Origin of the sequence: Thermus tengchongensis, from assembly GCF_021462405.1 — a bacterium.
Taxonomy (GTDB): domain Bacteria; phylum Deinococcota; class Deinococci; order Deinococcales; family Thermaceae; genus Thermus; species Thermus tengchongensis.
This window is the reverse complement of the sequence record NZ_JAKEDU010000005.1, coordinates 1-17,078: the sequence shown is the minus strand read 5'-3', so window position 1 is coordinate 17,078 and position 17,078 is coordinate 1. Positions and strand designations below refer to the sequence as shown.

Annotated in this window: 17 protein-coding genes and 2 tRNA genes; 4 read left to right on the top strand and 15 right to left on the bottom strand. The window is 64.4% G+C overall.

Annotated features, from left to right (window positions below; all coding sequences use genetic code 11):
• The 11 genes from aroC to L1087_RS07335 form a co-directional block, all read right to left on the bottom strand.
• Window positions 1-1,152, bottom strand: a complete 1,152-nt coding sequence (gene aroC / locus L1087_RS07385; protein WP_234558296.1) for a chorismate synthase — start codon at window positions 1,150-1,152, stop codon at window positions 1-3.
• A gap of 185 nt (window positions 1,153-1,337) precedes the next feature.
• Entirely contained in the window at window positions 1,338-3,593 is a 2,256-nt protein-coding gene (locus L1087_RS07380; protein WP_267964788.1) for a secretin N-terminal domain-containing protein, read from the bottom strand.
• Window positions 3,594-3,604: 11 nt separating this feature from the next.
• Window positions 3,605-4,579: a competence protein gene (locus L1087_RS07375; protein ID WP_234558294.1), complete on the bottom strand. Its 975-nt coding sequence runs from the start codon at window positions 4,577-4,579 to the stop codon at window positions 3,605-3,607.
• Window positions 4,576-5,199 (bottom strand): type IV pilus inner membrane component PilO, encoded by a 624-nt coding sequence (locus L1087_RS07370; RefSeq protein ID WP_234558293.1) that lies wholly within the window; start codon window positions 5,197-5,199, stop codon window positions 4,576-4,578. The genes L1087_RS07375 and L1087_RS07370 overlap by 4 nt, the downstream gene beginning before the upstream one ends.
• On the bottom strand, window positions 5,189-5,812 hold the full coding sequence (locus L1087_RS07365; RefSeq protein ID WP_038041475.1) for a competence protein: 624 nt from the start codon (window positions 5,810-5,812) through the stop codon (window positions 5,189-5,191). The genes L1087_RS07370 and L1087_RS07365 overlap by 11 nt, the downstream gene beginning before the upstream one ends.
• Complete coding sequence (gene pilM / locus L1087_RS07360) at window positions 5,805-6,938, bottom strand: type IV pilus assembly protein PilM (protein WP_135343082.1); 1,134 nt, start codon at window positions 6,936-6,938, stop codon at window positions 5,805-5,807. The genes L1087_RS07365 and pilM overlap by 8 nt, the downstream gene beginning before the upstream one ends.
• Window positions 6,939-7,130: 192 nt before the next feature.
• Window positions 7,131-8,135 carry a homoisocitrate dehydrogenase gene (locus L1087_RS07355; protein ID WP_038041479.1) on the bottom strand — a complete coding sequence of 335 codons (1,005 nt, stop codon included), beginning with the start codon at window positions 8,133-8,135 and terminating at the stop codon, window positions 7,131-7,133.
• Window positions 8,136-8,207: 72 nt separating this feature from the next.
• Window positions 8,208-8,717: a DUF5317 domain-containing protein gene (locus L1087_RS07350; protein WP_234558439.1), complete on the bottom strand. Its 510-nt coding sequence runs from the start codon at window positions 8,715-8,717 to the stop codon at window positions 8,208-8,210.
• A 35-nt stretch (window positions 8,718-8,752) separates the two neighbouring features.
• Window positions 8,753-10,168: an HD-GYP domain-containing protein gene (locus L1087_RS07345; protein WP_234558292.1), complete on the bottom strand. Its 1,416-nt coding sequence runs from the start codon at window positions 10,166-10,168 to the stop codon at window positions 8,753-8,755.
• A 679-nt stretch (window positions 10,169-10,847) separates the two neighbouring features.
• Window positions 10,848-10,923, bottom strand: a tRNA-Phe gene (locus tag L1087_RS07340).
• A 1-nt stretch (window position 10,924) separates the two neighbouring features.
• Window positions 10,925-11,001 (bottom strand) — tRNA-Asp (locus tag L1087_RS07335).
• Window positions 11,002-11,066: 65 nt separating this feature from the next.
• On the opposite strand from L1087_RS07335, the gene L1087_RS07330 reads away from it, so the two are divergent.
• Window positions 11,067-11,438 (top strand): hypothetical protein, encoded by a 372-nt coding sequence (locus tag L1087_RS07330; protein ID WP_038041482.1) that lies wholly within the window; start codon window positions 11,067-11,069, stop codon window positions 11,436-11,438.
• Here the strand turns inward: L1087_RS07330 and L1087_RS07325 are convergent.
• Both L1087_RS07325 and L1087_RS07320 read right to left on the bottom strand, forming a co-directional pair.
• The gene (locus L1087_RS07325; RefSeq protein ID WP_234558291.1) at window positions 11,395-12,153 is read right to left on the bottom strand and encodes a type III pantothenate kinase; all 759 of its coding nucleotides are present in this window, start codon (window positions 12,151-12,153) and stop codon (window positions 11,395-11,397) included. The genes L1087_RS07330 and L1087_RS07325 overlap by 44 nt on opposite strands.
• 5 nt (window positions 12,154-12,158) lie before the next feature.
• Window positions 12,159-12,587 carry an OsmC family protein gene (locus L1087_RS07320; protein ID WP_234558290.1) on the bottom strand — a complete coding sequence of 143 codons (429 nt, stop codon included), beginning with the start codon at window positions 12,585-12,587 and terminating at the stop codon, window positions 12,159-12,161.
• A 48-nt stretch (window positions 12,588-12,635) separates the two neighbouring features.
• On the opposite strand from L1087_RS07320, the gene L1087_RS07315 reads away from it, so the two are divergent.
• On the top strand, window positions 12,636-13,742 hold the full coding sequence (locus L1087_RS07315) for an N-acetylmuramoyl-L-alanine amidase (protein WP_234558288.1): 1,107 nt from the start codon (window positions 12,636-12,638) through the stop codon (window positions 13,740-13,742).
• Between the two features lie 313 nt (window positions 13,743-14,055).
• Here L1087_RS07315 and L1087_RS07310 read toward each other — a convergent pair whose 3' ends face one another.
• Window positions 14,056-14,832, bottom strand: a complete 777-nt coding sequence (locus L1087_RS07310) for a serine/threonine-protein kinase (protein ID WP_234558438.1) — start codon at window positions 14,830-14,832, stop codon at window positions 14,056-14,058.
• 44 nt (window positions 14,833-14,876) lie between these two features.
• On the opposite strand from L1087_RS07310, the gene L1087_RS07305 reads away from it, so the two are divergent.
• Together L1087_RS07305 and lepB are read left to right on the top strand one after the other, a co-directional pair.
• A complete protein-coding gene (locus tag L1087_RS07305; RefSeq protein WP_135259563.1) occupies window positions 14,877-15,632 on the top strand; it encodes a patatin-like phospholipase family protein in 756 nt (251 codons plus the stop codon).
• The gene (lepB, locus tag L1087_RS07300) at window positions 15,629-16,435 is read left to right on the top strand and encodes a signal peptidase I (RefSeq protein WP_135259564.1); all 807 of its coding nucleotides are present in this window, start codon (window positions 15,629-15,631) and stop codon (window positions 16,433-16,435) included. The genes L1087_RS07305 and lepB overlap by 4 nt, the downstream gene beginning before the upstream one ends.
• Here the strand turns inward: lepB and L1087_RS07295 are convergent.
• Complete coding sequence (locus tag L1087_RS07295; RefSeq protein ID WP_234558286.1) at window positions 16,420-16,989, bottom strand: LutC/YkgG family protein; 570 nt, start codon at window positions 16,987-16,989, stop codon at window positions 16,420-16,422. The two genes, lepB and L1087_RS07295, sit on opposite strands and share 16 nt — an antisense overlap.
• Between the last annotated feature and the right edge of the window lie 89 nt (window positions 16,990-17,078).

The following is a 17,078-nucleotide window of genomic DNA, read 5'->3' as shown; positions in this document are numbered from 1 at the left end:
TCAGTAGGCGAGGACGCGGGCCTTGTACCGCTCCACCCGGTCCTGGATTTCTTCCATGGTGTCCCCGCCGAACTTCTCCAGGTAGGCCTGGGCCAGGACGATGGCGGAAAGGGCGCAGAGGATCACGCTGGCCGCCGGAACAGCGGTGACGTCGGAGCGCTCCCGGGCGGCGTCCGCAGGCTCGTGGCTCACCACGTCCACGGTGGGAAGGGGTTTCATCAAGGTGGCGATGGGCTTGAGGGCGGCGCGCACCACCAGCTCCTCCCCCGTGGTCATGCCCCCCTCGAGGCCCCCCGCCCGGTTGGTCTTGCGGTAAAACCCCCGTTCCGGGCTCCAGTAGATGGCGTCGTGCACCTCCGAGCCCCGGCGCATGGCGTTCTCAAAGGCGGGGCCGATCTCTACCCCCTTGACCGCGGGGATGGAGAGGGCCATCTGGGCCAGGCGGCCATCCAGCTTCCGGTCCCAGTGCACGTGGCTCCCCAGGCCCGGCACCAGGCCGCGGAAGCGGGTCTCAATCACCCCGCCTAAGGTGTCCCCTTCCGCCTTGGCTTGGTCTATACGCCGGATAACCTCGGCTTCCGCCTCGGGGTCGGTCATGCGCAAGGGGCTTTCCTCTATGCGGGGTACCAGGTCCCAGGCGAAGGGCACCTGGCTCCAGACCCCCGCCATACCCGGCACGTACCCTGTTCCCTCAACTCCAAGAAGGCTCAAGAACTTCAAGGCCACCGCGCCCACCGCCACCCGCATGGCGGTCTCCCGGGCGCTGGCCCTTTCCAGCACGTCCCTTAGGTCCTTGTGGCCGTACTTGATGCCCCCAGGGAGGTCGGCGTGGCCGGGACGGGGGGCGGTGAGGGCCTTTTTGCGGGGCTCGTTTCCAGGGGCTGGGTCCATGATCTCCACCCAGTTGCGGTGGTCGGCGTTCCGGATGGCCAGGGCCACCGGCGCCCCCGTGGTGCGCCCGGCCCTGACCCCGGCGCGGAACTCCACCCGGTCGGTTTCGATCACCATCCGCCGCCCCCGCCCGTACCCCTTCTGGCGCCGCTCCAGCCAGGGGTTGATGTCCTCCTCGGTGAGGGGGATGCCGGCGGGTAGGCCCTCGATGATGGCCAGAAGCTCGGGGCCATGAGACTCGCCTGCAGTCAGGAACCTCATGGGGACATTGTAGGGAGGAAGGGGCCCAGGGTCCAGGGGAAAAGGGGGGAGGGCCTAAGTACCCCGTCGTGGCTTGCGCCACGACGGGGGCCCCAAAAAGTCCATGAACACGTCACTTTGGCTTTGGCCGGTGGGGCAACCTTTGCGTGCGGGTACTTAGGCCCTCCCCTCGCCGGGCGCTTGCTTTAGCGGGAAGCCGTTTCCCTCAGAATGTCGGCGGTGATGACCACCAGAAGCTCCCGGTCGGTGGTTTCCTGGGTGCGTTGCTTGAAGAGTTCCCCGATCAGGGGGATGTCCATGAGGAGGGGGACTCCCTGTTGCACCTGGTTGTTCTCCTGGGAGGTGAGACCCCCCAGGACCACCGTCTGCCCGTCCCGCACCCTCAGGGTGGTGGTCACCACCTGCTTGGTGAAGCGGTCCACGTCCCCGTCCACGGGGTTGCGTTGCACGTTGCCGGAAACCTCGGCCTTGATGTTGAGGAGGATCTGCCCGTCGGCGGTGATCTGGGGGGTGACCTCCACGATGATACCGATGTCAAAGGGCACCCGCTCCACCCGGTCCCCCACCACCCGGCGGATGAGGAAGGTCTCGCCGGACTGGAGGCGGGCGGTCTGGTTGTTGAGGACGGTCTGGTTCACGTCCCTTAGCGCCCGGGAGAGGCCCTGGCGCTGGAGGGCCTCGAGGGTGGCCAGGATGTTCAAGGCGGCCAGGCTCCGGGTGCTGTCGAAGATGAGGGAAAGCCCCGTGTCCAGGATGCTGGCCGCCACATTTCCCCCGGCAATGGTGTTCCACTTGAGGCCCAGGTTTCGGCTGAAGTTGGACTGCACCTCCTGGATGCGCACCCTGAGGTTCACCTGGGGCACCGCCTGGTCCAGCTTGGGGATGAGGCCCTCCACCAGGGCTAGATCCTCCTGGGTGCCGGTGACGATCAGGGTATTGGTGCGCTCGTCCGCCACCACCGTGGCCTGGCGGGTGGGGGCTTGGGGCTGGGCCTGGCCCTGGGCCTGCCGGGCCTGCAAGGCTTCCTGGAGGACTTTGGCCAGGTCGGTGGCCTTGGCGTTGGAGAGCTGGTAGGAACGCTGGAACACTGGGGGGCCTTGCTCAGGGGCCTGGTCGATTTGGGCCAGGAGGCTTTCCACCTCGGCAAGCTGTTTCTCCGTGCCCCGCACGGAGAGGACGGGCTGCCCCGGCACCGTCTGCACCACGATCCCCGGCACCTCCCTGGCCAGGAAGGGGGCCACCTTTTCCGCGTCGGCGAAGCGCAAGGGGTAAAGCCTGCGCACCGTGGCCTCCTGGGTGGGTGGGGCCACCTGGGGGGGCACATCGGCGGCCTTGAGGACCTCGGCGAAGAAGGCCTGGTCGGCTTCGGTAGCCTCCAGAAGAAGGGCTTTGGGGTTACCCGGGACACCTTCCAGGCGGGCCCCTTTCAACTCCCTTTCCAGGACGGGCTTAAGCCTTTGCTGGGCTTCCTGGAAAGTGAGGTTCTGCAAGGTGTAGACCCGGCGCACCGTGGGGATGGGCTTGGGTACATCGACCACCTTTAGGAGTTCGGCGATGCGGGCGTGGTCCTCCTCGGTGGCAGTGATGAGAGCCCGTTTGGGGTCGGTGGGAACCACGGCCACTTGGGCGTTCGGGATCTGTGTTTGCAGGAAGGAAAGGATCTCCGGGAAGGTGGAATGGGTCAGGACATAGGAGCGCTCTACCCGAGGCTTGGGCAGGGTGAGGGCGGGCAAGGGGCGGAAATCAATCCCTGCACGCTGGAGGATGTCCGAGAAGCGAATGTGCTGTTCTGGGGTGGCCAGGACAGAGAGTAGGGCCCTGAGTTTGCCCCCTTCCTCCACCACGATCCAGTTCACGCTAAGCCCGCTGGCTTCCCGGGAAAGGAAGGGCAGAAGATCGTTTTGCACCCAGGCCTTGGCCCCATCTATGTTCACCACGGTGCGGGCCTGGCCCTGGGCATCGGTTTCCGTGCGCCGGTAGGCGATCTCGGGGATGGCCACCAGGTAGGGCTTCCGCTCCATGGCCCCGGTGCGGCTTGGGGCGTCCACCAAGGCGGTGATCACCTGGGTGGGGGCCACCACCACCACGTCCGGAGGAAGGAAGAGATAGTCTAGATTGAACTGGGTGCCATACGTGGCGAAAAGGAGCTCCCAGACCTCCCGGAAGGGCTTCCCCTGGAAGTCCAGCTTCACGTTGGGCAAGGGGGGCTGGGCCTTGGCTGGGTCCCCTGTGGGGTCGTAGGCCCGATAGATGAGGGGCTGGAGGCCCACGCTCCGGGCCAGGGCTTCCAGGACCACATCCAGAGGCATGGTGAGCCCGGCCCGCACCTGGCTTTCGGAGACCTTCAGGTCCACCTTGGCGTCAAAGCGGGGTTCCTGGGGGAGGCTTCCCGCCAGGGCCCCCATGCCCAGGGCCAAAAGGCCGGGGATCACAAGTTTCATAAGTGCCGTTCTCACTGACCACCTCCTGCTTGCGTGTTTTCTAAGGCAATCTCCAAGCTTTCATCCTTCAAGGCCAACACCACCCGGTCGCTTTCTATGCGGCGAAGCACTGCCTCGCTGCCTGGAAGAAGGCTACCCACGGGTAATACCAGATACCCTTCCTTGGTTTCCAGTATGGCCACGCTCACCGGGCCCAAAAGCGTACCCGCCAGCTTGATGCCTTTTTCCTCCACCAGGGCCTGCAAGGGGGTTTTGGAGGGCGTGGGGGGAGCGGCAGGAGAGGGCGCGGACTTTGCTTCCCCCTCTGGGGTTTGGGGTGCCCTGGGTAAGGGAACCTCCACGAGGCCAGCGGGTGGGGTGAGGAGAGGTGGGGTATCCACCTGGGCTTTGGGGGTTTCCACCTGGAAAGCAGGGGTGAGCACCTTGGGGGCGGGCAAGGCTCCTTGGCTTCCTGGAAGAGGCCGGGGTGGAGTTTGAACGCTGGGGGTGGGCAGGGGTGTTCCCTGGGTTACCCGGACAGGGGCCCCTGTGGGTACGGGGGTGGGCCTAGGTGCCGGGGCAGGGGAGGGTACGGGGGGAGAAGGTGGGGCCTCCACCACCAGGGGCACAAAGGGGTTTGGAAGCGGGGCCTCTTGTTGGGTTTTGGGGATGGGTAAGGCTGTGGCCGAAACGGGCTCACCTGCCTTGGGGGCTTCCTGGGAAGGAGAAGCCTCGGGGCTAGGCTTCGCCGCTTGGCCTTGGGGGGCAGTTTCGGCAAGGGGTGGGATGGGTGGAGCTTCTATGGTTTTGGGAGCCTCTGCTCCCTGGCTGGGCACCTGAGGTTGGCCGGGGGTGGGTTGCACCTCCATGGGTACCTGGGCCGGGAGGTAGAAACCCACATACCAAAGCGCCACGGCGCTCACCAGGAGAAGGCCCGCCAGGAGGAGCTTGGTGGACTGGGGTAGGTTTCGCCAGGCCTCGGCCAGGCGCGCTAGAAGACCTTTCACCGACCACCTCCTTGACCGGTTTGCGGGGATGGAGCCCCCTGTGCCTGGGGGTTTTCCTGGGGTTGGCCGAGGTCTTTGGCCAGCATGTAGAGGGTAAGGGTCAAGCTGGTAGAGAGGAGGGGATTCGAGTCCTGGCCCTGGACGCTGAGGTTGAGCCCGGAAAGAGAGCTGAAACGGGAAAGCCCTTCCAGGCGCTTCAAGTAGGCATAGGTTTCGGGGAAAGGCGCCTCGAGGGAAAGGGCCAGGTTCACCGCGCGCACCTCGGGCACCGGGGCCGAGGTGGGGGAGCGGGTGAAGGAGCGCACCGTGACCCCACTCCTTAGGGCTTCAGTTAGGATCTCGTTCAGAACCTGGGAAAGCCGTTCCTCCTTGGGAAGTGCCCTCAGAAAGGCTTGGCGCTCGGCTTGTAGCTCGGCGATGGTGGCCCGGAGTTCCGGCAGGGCCCGCTGGGCTTGCCTTCCTTTATCCCGCTCGGGGATAAGGGCGCCTATCTCCTGGCGCACGCTATCCGTTTCCTGGCGCATGGGGACGATGAGGAGGAAGTACCAGAGGAGGGCCACCACCAAGGTGAGGGCGATGGCGATCAGGGCCCACTCCCGCTGTCCCAGCCTAGCGAGCACTTTCCCCACCTCCCACCAAACCCACCCGGGCGCTGAAGGTGTAAAGCCCCCGGTTCTGGTCCAGGGAAGCCCCCTGGAACTCTATGCCGAATCGGGGCGAGGTTTCAAAGGCCCGCACGAAGCTCACCAGAGCGTTTTGGTTCAGCGCCTCCCCCTGTACGGTGAACTCCACCTGCACCCTTTTGCCGTCATAGGTTCCGGCTTGAGCCATCCGGTTGGCCTCGTCCTCGGGAATGGCCCGGGTACTCACGGAGCGCAGGGCCACGGGGAAGCGTCCACCTTGCTGGGGGATTTGCCGGATAAAGGCCGCCAGATACTCAGACCAGGGGACGAAGTTCTTCTTGAGGCCTTCCCGGATGGCAAGGAGGGCCTCGAGGGCCTTTCTCTCCTGCTGGAGGCGGTTTTGTTCGGCGATGAAGGGTTTTAAGGCCTCCACCTCCGCTTTTAGAGCATCCCTTTCCTGCTTGGCCAGGGTGAGTTCGGTGTAGGCGGTGTAGTGGAGAAAGCCCAAAAGGGAGAGGGTCAGTAGGGCGAAGGCCCCCGCTGCCAGACGCCACCAGCCCGGTTCAATGCGGCGGCGCAGGTTTTTGGGGAGAAGGTTAAGCCTAATCAAGGGGCATCACCCCCCGTAGGGCCAGGCCCACGGGCACCAGAAACTCGGGCCCCATATCCCTTATCTTCTCCAGGTCAAAGCGTTTGGGGTCCACCTGGATGCCCTGCCAGGGGTCGGGGACGGTGAAGTTGACCCCCAGGGTATCGGTGAGCAGGGTGGCCAGGCCCCTAAGCCGGCTGCCCCCGCCATAGAGGTACCCTACCTCCGGCTGCACGTCCCCCAGTTGAACCCGGAAAAATTCCAGGCTCCGGCGGACCTCCTGGGTAAGTTCCACCAGGACGGGCCGGATGGCGTCGTAGATTTTGCCAGGGCTGTACCGCTCCCTCTCGGCGTCAAAGTCTAGAAGAAGCTCCTCGTCCTCAGTGGGGATGGTGGCGAGGCCATAAGTGCGCTTTACCTCCTCGGCGGTGAGGAAGTCCAGGCCAAAACTTTTCCCAATGGCTTCGGTGAAGTCCTTGCCGGAGAGGGTGAGGATCCGCACCGCCAAGGGACGGTCGCCCTTAAGGAGGACCAGGCTGGTGCTTTCTGCCCCGATCTCCACGGCCACGGAAATCCCTTCCGGGTCGCTGCTGAGCTGGGCTTCCAGGGGATAAAGCCCGGCAAAGGGTTTGACATCCAAAATGATGGGGGTCAGGCCTGCTCCCCGCAAGGCTTCCAGCAAGGAGGCCACTGCTTCCTGGCGGGCTGCCCCCACCATCACCTCCACCTGTTCCCCCTCGGCTGCCTCGGCTAACGGATCCAAGGGGGCGAAGTCCAGGACCACCTCGTCGATGGGGAAGGGGATGTACCGCTCCGCTTCCCAGCGAACCGCCTCCTCCATCTCCTTGAGGGGCATCTTGGGCACCTGAAGGGTGCGCAGGATCACGCTGGGATTGGGTACGGCGGTGACCACGTAGCGCTTTTTGGTCCGGGCTTCGGCGAGAAGTTCCTTGAGTTCCTGGGCCAGGGCCTGGGGTTCGGCGATCACCCCTTCCACCAGCATTCCCGGGGGAGTGGGCCGTGCGGCCAGGGCCCTGAGGGCGGGAGGATTTCCGGAGAGTTCCACCAGTTTGAGGTTGGCGGCGCCGATCTCCAGGCCTAGCGCCTCCACGCGGGGTTTAAATAGCTTGCTCAAACCGGAAAGCACGTTGCCTCCTTAAAACAGGGCGGTGTAGCCACCGTAAGCCATAAGCGAACCTGCTTGCAGTATACACGGTCTTACCTGGAATAGGGAAGAGGTGCTCGCTAGCATGTACTCCTTCGCCTTTGGCTGTATCTGCCCCGAGAAAAACTTGCACCCCTCGAGGACCTCCCCTCGAGGGGCGCTCAGGCGAAAGCCTTAAAGGGCCTTTAGCGTTTCCACCACTGCTTTGGTAAAGGTTTCCGTGGTGGCGGTTCCCCCCAGGTCCGGGGTGCGGGGGCCCCTTTCCAATACCAGGTCCACCGCCTTCTCCACCTTTTTGGCGGCTTCCTTCTCCCCCAGGTACTCCAGCATCATGGCCGCAGAGAGGATGGTGGCGGTGGGGTTGGCGATCCCCTTGCCGGCGATATCGGGGGCGGAACCGTGCACGGGCTCAAAAACCGCAGTGGTGTCCCCGATGTTGGCGGAAGGGGCCAGGCCCAGGCCGCCCACTAGGCCCGCGGTCAGATCGGAAAGGATGTCCCCCAGAAGGTTGGTGGTCACGATCACGTCAAAGCGTTCGGGGCGCATGACCAGCTGCATGGCGCAGTTGTCCACGATGATGTCCTGCACGTTCACCAAGGGATAGTCCTTGGCCACCTCCCGCACCGTATCCAGGAAAAGCCCTTGGGTCACGGGGAGCACATTGGCCTTGTGGGCGATGTGCAGGGTTTTGCGGGGTCGGCTTTCCGCGATCTTCAAGGCCACGCGGCCGATGCGTTCGCTAGCCTTCTTGGAGATCACCGCATCGGCAATGGCCACATCCAGGTAGCGCCGTTCCTGCTCCACGTAAAGCCCCTCGGTGTTCTCCCGTACAATGACGAGGTCCACCCCAGGACGGCTTCCTGGGACGGGGCGGCTTTTAGCGGGGCGCACGTTGGCATAGAGGTCCAGCCGGCGGCGCAGGTAGCGAATGGCCCCAAAAAAACCAGGCACCTTGCGGGTAGGGCTTGTAGCTGCACCAAAAAGGGTGGCTTGACAGGAGAGGATTTTCTCCACGGTCTCCTCGGGCACGGAAGTCCCTCTTCGCTCAAAGGTTTCCCAGCCAGCTTCGGCCTCCACGAACTCCAAAGGTAGTCCTGTGGCCTCCAGCACCCTTCGGGCCGCGGGGACCACCTCGTGGCCGATGCCATCTCCCTCAATCAAGCAGATGCGGTACGCCATGTTGCCTCCGGACTTAGGGGTAAGCCCCCTTCTTGGGAATATACCCTACACCAAGCCGTGAAGAGGCTGGGCTCAGGTGCGGAGGGTAAGTAAAAGCCAGACCAGCAGGAGAAAAACCAGTACCCTAAAGGCCGCCTGACGCCTAGGAAGCCGTCTTCCCCCGGCCCTTAGGGCTCCTTCCACCACCACCCCAACGATTCCCGCCAGAATGAAGAGGTCCCCCGGGCTCACCGCCTTGCGCAAGGGGGGCAGGGCGATCACGTCCCCCAGGAAGGGGAGGCGGGTGTTCTCGTCCAGGAGGGTGTGCACCGCGTCCCGGCGCTCCCTTAGGATCTCCTCCCACCCCTCGAGCCCCGCCCGCTCCAAGGCGGCCAGGCTCACGGGCATATGCCCCCCGTTGGCGAAGATGACCAGGGTGTTCAGAAGAAGGCCGAAAAGCACCAGGTAGAGGCTTTTCAGGTGCTGGTTCTGGTAAAGCCCATAGCCCACCAGGGCCAGCACCAGGAGCTTGGCCAGAGGCCCGGCCCACTCGGGCTGGAAGAGGCCCCGGTAGGTGCCGTACGCAAGGCTACCCTCCGCCAGCGCCGCCAGGAGGAAGGCCCAGGGCGCCCTTAGCTCTATTCCCCCGAGGTCCTTGGGTCTGGCTCCGAGGGCGAGGGCGAGTCCGATGCCAAATAGAGCTGCGGCAAGGTAAAGCGTGATACCGATCCCTCCTTTGCCTTGAGGTAAGCTTCGCGGTCGCGCCACAGGGGGTTTTGGTGCCAAAGCTGGGTGAAAAGCTCCACCAGCCTGGGGTCAAACTGGATGCCGGAGAGGTCCTGAACCTCCTGAAGGGCTTCCTCCGAGGACTTGGCCTTGCGGTAAGGGCGGCCTGCGGTCATGGCCTCGTAGGCGTCGGCCAGGCCCACGATGCGGGCTTCCTCCGGGATTTCGTGCCCGGCAAGGCGCTTGGGGTAGCCCCGCCCGTCCCAGCGCTCGTGGTGGTGGAGGATCACGTTGTAGACCACGGGGCCAAAGGCCACCTTCTCCGCGGGCTTCAAGAGCTGGGCGCCCAAGGTGGTGTGGCTTTGCACCACCTCGTACTCCTTGGGCGTGAGCTTATCGGGCTTGAGGAGGAGGGCCTCGGGGATGCCGATTTTGCCGATGTCGTGCAGGCGGGCGGCCCGGTAGATCTCCATGGCCTTGGCCTCGTCCCCGTAGCGGGCCCGGGCCAGGTCCTTGGCGATTTCTGCCACGCGCTCGGAGTGCATGCGGGTTTCCGGCTCCTTGGCCTCCAGGGCGTGCATCAGCACCTCCAGGGTGGCGTCAAAGGCCTGCTCCAGGCGCACCTTCTCGTCCCAGTAGAAGCGGCTGTAGTAGAGGGGGACCAGGAAGAAGAGGACCGTCCACCCCCCCCAGCCCCCGAGGAGGGGGGTCTCGTAGGCCCGGGCCAGGAGGAGGGCCACGGGGGAGAGGAGAAAGTAGCTAGCGGCGAGCCAGCCGAAGTTCTTCTTCCAGACTTCCCGCAAGGGGGTGCCATTGGCTAGGTGGATGACAAAGGTGACCAGGCTTATGTTGACCAAAAAAAGGGCAACCGATGCTAAGCTTATTCCCACCCCAGCGCTCAGGTTAAGCGTCCCCAGGTAGAGGGGGTTGCTCTGGAAAAACTGCCAGACCAGGGCGGCGGCCAGGGTGGCCAGGGCGTCCTGGGAGCGGTTGAAGAGCTGCTTGTACCAGAGGTTGTCGCTCGGCTGGAAAAGGAAAACCACCAGAGGGGCGAACCAGGGGGGTGTGAGGACCACCAGGGCCAGGGCGAAGAGGAAGAGGTGGCTCATGCTGGCGCTTAGGGGCAGGCGGATCTCCACCCGCACGCTCCAGAAGACCAGGGCCGCCCAGAAGAGGAGGTCAAACCAGCCCAGCCCGGGCGGGGGAAGGTGGAACCCGTGGCGGGCGATGAGGTAGCCCTCCAGCAGCAAAAAGATGGCAAAAACCCCAAGGATGAAGGCCAGCACCCGGGGCGGGGGGAGTTCCAGACGGCGGAGCTTTTGGAGCATACGGCCCTTAGGATAGCACAAGGCCCCCTGGAGAAGGGGACCCAAACGAAAAAACGGCCAGCGCGTGGCCGTTTTTACTTCCAGTGCGCTGTTGCCCCAGCCGCCAGTCCCAGAGCCACCAAAGAGCCGAAAAGCGCCAGAACCTTAGTGATGAGCTTCTTCATCTTCATCCCTCCTTTTCTTCCGCTTCCGGGGGTTCGGCCCCGTTTGCTTGTCTTTCACTTTAGGGGGGGTCTGTCAATACTGTCAAGAGGGAAAGAATAGGTATCAGAACGGTGAAAATCGCCATTACCCTAACAATTTTTGGGAGTGAGTCAGATTTACACTACCCAGCCTAGCACATCCCTGGCCAGCTGGGTAGTACCCTGGGGAGCAAGGGGGGAACCTTCCGGGTTTGGGGGAATGCTCTTCAGAAAATAAAGGGAGCCGCGGGGCAGAGATGCCCGGCGCGGCTTGCCCAATACAGCCTTTTGAATTTACCCCGTAAATTCACCGGCAATACCTAGTAATGAATGCCTTCAGCGCCGAAAATCTTTATCCTGAATACCCACCCGGAATCCCAGAGGAGAGGTTTGCTTCAGGTTCCCACCCCCTTCAGAGCTAGTGTAGCAAAAACGAAGGGAAGGTCAGGGTGGAAAAAAGGAGCCACCCTCAAAACGAGGGTGGCCTGCTTTCACCCTGGTGCCGAGGGGCGGAATCGAACCGCCGACACTGCGATTTTCAGTCGCATGCTCTACCAACTGAGCTACCTCGGCCTGGCGGCCCCGACGGGACTCGAACCCGCGATCTCCCACGTGACAGGCGGGTGTGTTAACCAACTACACCACGGGGCCTTGGGTTGTTGCCGGGTCGGGGGCATCCGACCGGGCACTTAGGATGATAGCCGGGGGAAAGGGCGGTGTCAAGCTTGAGCTGGAGCGAGGTTTTCGCCTACCACCGGACCCGGAAGGGGATTGGTCGGCAGAGCCTCTTGGTGGACCGGGGGGAGTCGGGGTACCGGAATGTTTTCTTGCCCGATGGCCGCATCCTCTACCAGGGGGAGGGCAAGCGGGGAAACCAAGAGCCCACAGGGGGAAACCTCCGGCTTCTTTTGGCCCAACAGGCGGGAACCCCCTTAAGGGTTTTCCTCCGGGAGCGGTCCGGCCTCTGGCGGGACCTGGGGTGCTACCGGGTGGAGGGACACAGGTACAGCCTTCTCCTTGAGGAGGGGCGGTGGGTGTACTGGTTTACCCTTGCCCCTTGTGGATGCGCAGAAGCCCCTTCAGGGTGAGGTCTTCGTCCACCACGTCGAAGGAGGGGCAGAGGTCCTTGAGGGTTGCCGCAAAGCCGCCGGTGGCGATCACCAGGGCTTCCCCGGCTTCCTCCTTGAAGCGGCGCACCATGCCCTCCACCAAGGCGGCGTACCCCAGAACCAGGCCCGAGCGCAGGGCGTCCAGGGTGTTTTTGCCCACCACCTGGGCGGGGGGGACCAGGTCTATGCGGGGGAGTTTGGCGGTGCGGGCGGCCAGGGCGTCGGCGGCGGTCTGGGGGCCGATGGTGATGGCCCCGCCCAGGTAGCGGTTCGGGGCCTCCACCAGGTCGAAGGTGGTGGCGGTGCCGAAGTCCACCACGATGTAGCGCCCCGTGGGGCTAGGGTAGCCCAAGGCGCCCACGGCGTTCACCAGGCGGTCCGTGCCGGCCTCCCGGGGGTTGTCTATGACGATCTCTAGCCCCGTGGCCTCAGCATCCACCACCTGGGCCCGTATGCCGAAGAGCCTCTCGATGGCCTCCTTCATCTCCCGCTCCACCGGGGGTACCACGCTGGAGAGGAGGGCGGCCTTGGGAGGGGGAAGGTTTTCTAAGGCGAAGAGGTTGCGTAGCATCACCCGGTACTCGCTTTCCATGCGCATCCGATCGGTGTGGATGCGGAAGTGGGCCACGAGGTCTTCCCCGGAAAAAACCCCCAAGACCGTGGAGGTGTTGCCGATGTCTATGGCCAGGAGCATGGCGCTTAGCCTTGGGCCTCTTGGCCTTCTTCCCAGGGCTCCAGCACCACCTTCACGGCGATCTCGGCGTTGAGGCTGGCAGAGACGGAGCAGTACTTGGTGTGGGAGAGGTGGGCGGCACGCTCGAGGGCCTCCAGGGTCACGTTGGGCCCTGAGGCGATGTGGGTGACGGTGATGTGGGTGTAGCGCCGGGGGTGGGTTTCCGCCCGCACCCCCTCCACCTCCACCCGGTAGCGGGCCAGGGGTTGCTTCTTCTTCCTCATGATGTCCACCACGTCGTAGGCGGTGCAGGCTCCTAGGGCCATGAGGAGAAGTTCCATGGGGCGGGGGCCGGTGGCGGGCTGATCCCCGTCGATCATCACCTTGTCCCCTTGCTCGTTCACCCCCAGGAAGCGGTGGCCTACCAGATGATGGATCACGACCCTCTTCGTCATGAGCCGGATTTTATCAAGCTTTAACTTTTCCCGCTAGAATGGGCGTAGATGCGGGTATTTCTTTTGGTTGGCGTCTGGTTATGGAGCCTGGCCTTAGCTTTTCCCCGCATAGGGGTGCACGAGGGCTTCACCCGCTTGGTCTTTGATCTGCCCTCTAAAGAGGTACAGCACACGCTTTCCCAGGAGAATGGCCTGCTGGTCCTGATCCTGAAGGGGGTAAAGGCAGCTCCCTTGGATCAGGTGGTGAACTCTTCCGAGGTGGCCTCGGTGCAGACGGTGCCCGAGGAGGGGCAGGTACGGGTTTTGGTGCGCTTGAAGGGGGCAGTGGAGGCCACGGTGCGCCGCTATTCCGACCCGGAGCGGTTGGTGGTGGACCTGAGCTTGAAAAAGGAGGCCTCCACCCCGGCCAAGCCGGCCCAGGCAAACGTGGACCCACCCCGCAACCGGCCGCCCAAGCCTCCCAAGCCCGTGGTTCTTCTAGACCCCGGCCACGGGGGGGTGGACCCGGGGATGGTGGGGTACGCGGTGGAAAAGGAGGTGGTCCTGGATGTGGCCTTGCGCCTTAAGCGCCTTCTGGAGCAGGAGGGGATAGAGGTGCGCCTTACCCGGGATCGGGATATGCACCTTTCCCCGGACAAGCGGGAAGATCTTTCCCGCCGGGCCTCCCTGGCCGACAGCTCCCAGGTAAACCTTTTCATCTCCATCCACGTCAACGCTTCCCCTACCCGCACTGCCCAAGGGGTGGAGGTCTTCTACTTTGGCCAGGCCCAGAGCCCAGGGGTTCTGGCTCAGGTGATCCGGGAAAACGGCGGAGGGGAGCTGGGGCGGCGCCTGACCCAGGAGGCCCGCACCGTGGCGGAGAGGATCCTCTTTGACATCGTGGCCCAGGCCAACCAGCGCTATAGCCAGCGCCTGGCGGAAACCCTGGGGAGGAAGCTTTCTCAGGCCACGGGGAGCCCCTACCGGGGAACCTTCCCCGGCGATTTCTTCGTGCTTCGCTACGCCAAGGTGCCCGCCGTGTTGGTGGAAATAGGCTTCGGGGACCACCCGGTGGAGGGAAGGCGGCTTGCCGACCCCACTTACCGGGAGAAGGTGGCCCAGGGGCTCCTTGCGGGCATCCTCACCTTTTTGGCCAACGGGGCCTATGCCCGCTGAGGGCTAAGTACCCCTTCGTGGCCCAAGCCACGACGGGGTACTTAAGGCCCAGCCCGTCCAAAAGGAGCCCCTCGGAATCCCCCTTTACCTCCAGCTGGCCCACCGCCCCCCTCCCTCCTAAGTACCCGCACGCAAAGGTTGCCCCACCGGCCAAAGCCAAAGTGGCGTGCTCATGGCCTCTTTGGGGCCCCCGTCGTGGCGCAAGCCACGACGGGGTACTTAGGAAGCGGAGGTAGTCGTTTTCCGGTTAGCCACCACGGTGCCCGAGAGGACGGAGCCCAGAAGGGTGGAGAGGATCCAACAGGAAGCCATTTCAGGGAAAGGGGAACCCCTCGAGGGCCTCCTTTGCCGAGGGGAAGCGTTCCCTAGGGGATTTGGCCAGGAGGCGTTCCAGGTAGGCCTGTTGGACGGGGGTTAGACCGGGGACAGGGGGAACGGGTTCCTGGAGGTGGCCGAGGAGGACTTCCTCCGGCCCACCCACAAAGGGATGTTCCCCGGAGAGGATCCAGTACAGGATGATGCCCGCGGCGTACACATCCGCCTCGGGACCAGGGCTTTGCCCCAGGACCTGTTCGGGGGCCAGGTAGGGAAGGGTGCCCACCCTTAAGGGTTTCTTGAAGGCCTCGAGGGCCGGCCCCGAGAGGTCAAAGTCCACCAACCGGGCTTCGTCCGTCCCCGCCACGATGATGTTCTCCGGTTTCACGTCCCGGTGCACCAGGCCCTTGCCGTGCATGTGGGCCAAGGCCAGGAGGAGTTGGCGGAAGACGTATAAGGCCCTAGGGCGCTCGGGGCGGCGCCCCATCCAGCGCCCCATCTCCTCACCGGGGGCGTAGGCCAGGAGGAGGGCGGGGCCTTCCTCGAGGTCCAGGCTCTCCAGGACCGGGTTCAGGTTGGGGTGGGAAAGCTGCCTACCCACCCAGAACTCCCGGTTCCGCCTGGCCTCGGACCCCATGGGGAAGACCTTGAGGGCGTAAGGGGTGCCGAAGCGGTCGAAGGCCAGGTAGACGGTGGCCAGGGCGCCCCGGCCCAAGGGGCGCACCACCCGGTATCGGTTCAGAAGGACCCTCCCCGCTAGGCTCACCGCCTCCACTATATCCCTCACCTCTTTCACCCAGAAGCCGTTAGGATTTTGGCGTGCGCGGTTTGGCGCTTTCCGGTGGGGGGGCCAGGGGGCTTGCCCACCTCGGGGCCCTCGAGGTCTTCCTGGAGGCGGGCCTGGACTTCCAGGTGGTGGCGGGGACCAGCATGGGGGCCATCGTGGGGGCGCTTTTCGCCGCCGGAAAGACCCCGGAGGAGATGCTGGCCCTGGCCCGCCGGACCCCTTGGCTTGGCCTTTTGGGCTTTTCGCCCCGGGAGGGGATCTTTTCCCGGCGAAAGCTTCTGGACTTCCTAGCGGAACACCTGCCCAAGAGCTTTGACGGGCTGAAGAAACCCCTGGCGGTCACCGCCGTGGACGTGGTTTCGGGGCGGCTTGTCTTCCTTACCCAGGGGGACCTGCCCAGCGCCATCCTGGCCTCCGCCGCTTATCCTGGGCTTCTTGCCCCGGTGGAGCGGGAGGGCCGGCTCCTTTTTGACGGCGGGGTCCTGGACAACCTTCCCGTGGATGCTGCCCGGTTCCTGGGGGCCACGGAGGTCTGGGCCGTGGACGTGACCCCGGAGCGGGAGGTGGCAGGGGCTCCCAGAGGCCTCTTGGCCCTGGCCCGGCGGGCGGTGGACCTCATGCAGCTCCACCTCACCTCCCTCCGCCTCACCCTGTATGCCCCGGAGGTGTACGTAAGGCCTCCCCTGGCTGGGGTGGGCATAGAGGACTTCCGCCGTCTAGAGGAGATCGTGGAGGCGGGGCGCAAGGCGGCAAGACAGGCGATCGGGGGTAGAGTAGGAGGGGTATGAAGGCGTTTTGGGACTATCTTTTCAAGGAGTGGTTCCGCCAGGTGGGAGAAGCGCTCCTGGTGGCGTTTTTGGTCACCACCTTCGTCTTCACCACCGTGGGGGTGGTGGGGCAAAGCATGTTTCCCACCCTGCAAAACGGGGAGCGGGTTTTGGTGCCCAAGTGGGAGACCTGGCTGGTGCGCTTTGGCCTGATGGAGTGGCGAAGGGGGGAGATCGCCATCCTGAAACCCCCCGAGGGCACCCCCAACGCCACCGCCCGCTTTCCCGTCCTGGGCTTTAGCTTCAGGGCCTTCTTCATCAAGCGCATCGTGGCGGTGCCGGGAGACGAGGTCTATGTGGAGCGGGGGGTGGTGTATGTGAACGGCATGCCCCTGGACGAAAGGCACATCACCGACCGTATCGCCCCTTGGCCTGACTCCTTTCCCGGGGTGTGCTACAAGGACGGGCGCATGACCCGGATCCTCACCCAGCAAGGGGATTTCCCCGTGGAGCTTCTGCCCGCCTACTTGAAGCCTCTTAAGGAGATGCTTCTACCCCCTTCCCAAGAGGTCTTGGCCCGAAGCCACCTCACCGAGGCCTGCGAAGTGGGGAAAATCCGCCTGAAGGAGGGGTACTACTTCGTCATGGGGGATAACCGCACCCTGGGGGGGTCGGAGGACTCCCGCACCTTTGGGCCGGTGCCCGTGCAAGCCATCGCTGGTCGGGCCAGCTTCGTGTGGTGGCCCATCTTCGTGCGGGATGAGGGTGGGCTTCGTCTGAACGTGAGGAGGCTTTCCCCACCCCCCGCCTACCAGGTGCCCTGAAGCACCGCCACCACCAGCCTCCCAGGGCCATGCACGCCCTTCACCATCACCTGGCCAATGTCCGCGCTTTTGGAGGGGCCGGAGTGGAGGCCCAGGGCGCTGGGAAGGGATTTCAGGTCCAAGAAGGCCTCGAGGAGACTGGGGTAGACCCTTTTTTCCTCCACCAGGACCAGGTGAACGGGGGGTAAGAGCTGGGTCCTCCTCCCGTCCTCCGAGGAGAGGGCCACCGTCCCCGTTTCCGCCACGGCGAAGAGGGCCCAGGACACCCCTAAGGGGGCCTCTTCGGGAGGAAGCTCCGGCAGAAGGCGGAAGGCATCGGGAATCCCCTTGCCGTAAGCGGCCCCGGGAAGCCCCTGGGCCAGGTCGGCAAGGAGCTTTCTGGCCCCTTCCTTATCCACGAGGTGGCCTTCGGCCCCGTTCTCCGTTAGGCGTTTTAGAAAAAGCTCCATGGCATCTTGGGAAAAGGCGGGGTGAGGGTGTTCGGGGAGAAGGGCCTTGGGCTTGTCCTTGAGGGCATGCCGTATGCGGCTTAGGATGCGGGATTTGGCGTCCATGGCCTTACTCCTTGAGTTCCTGCCAAAGCTGGTGGAAGGGCTTAGGGCTGGGCTGTAAGGGGCCGCGCCCCTCGGTCCAGGCCTTAAGA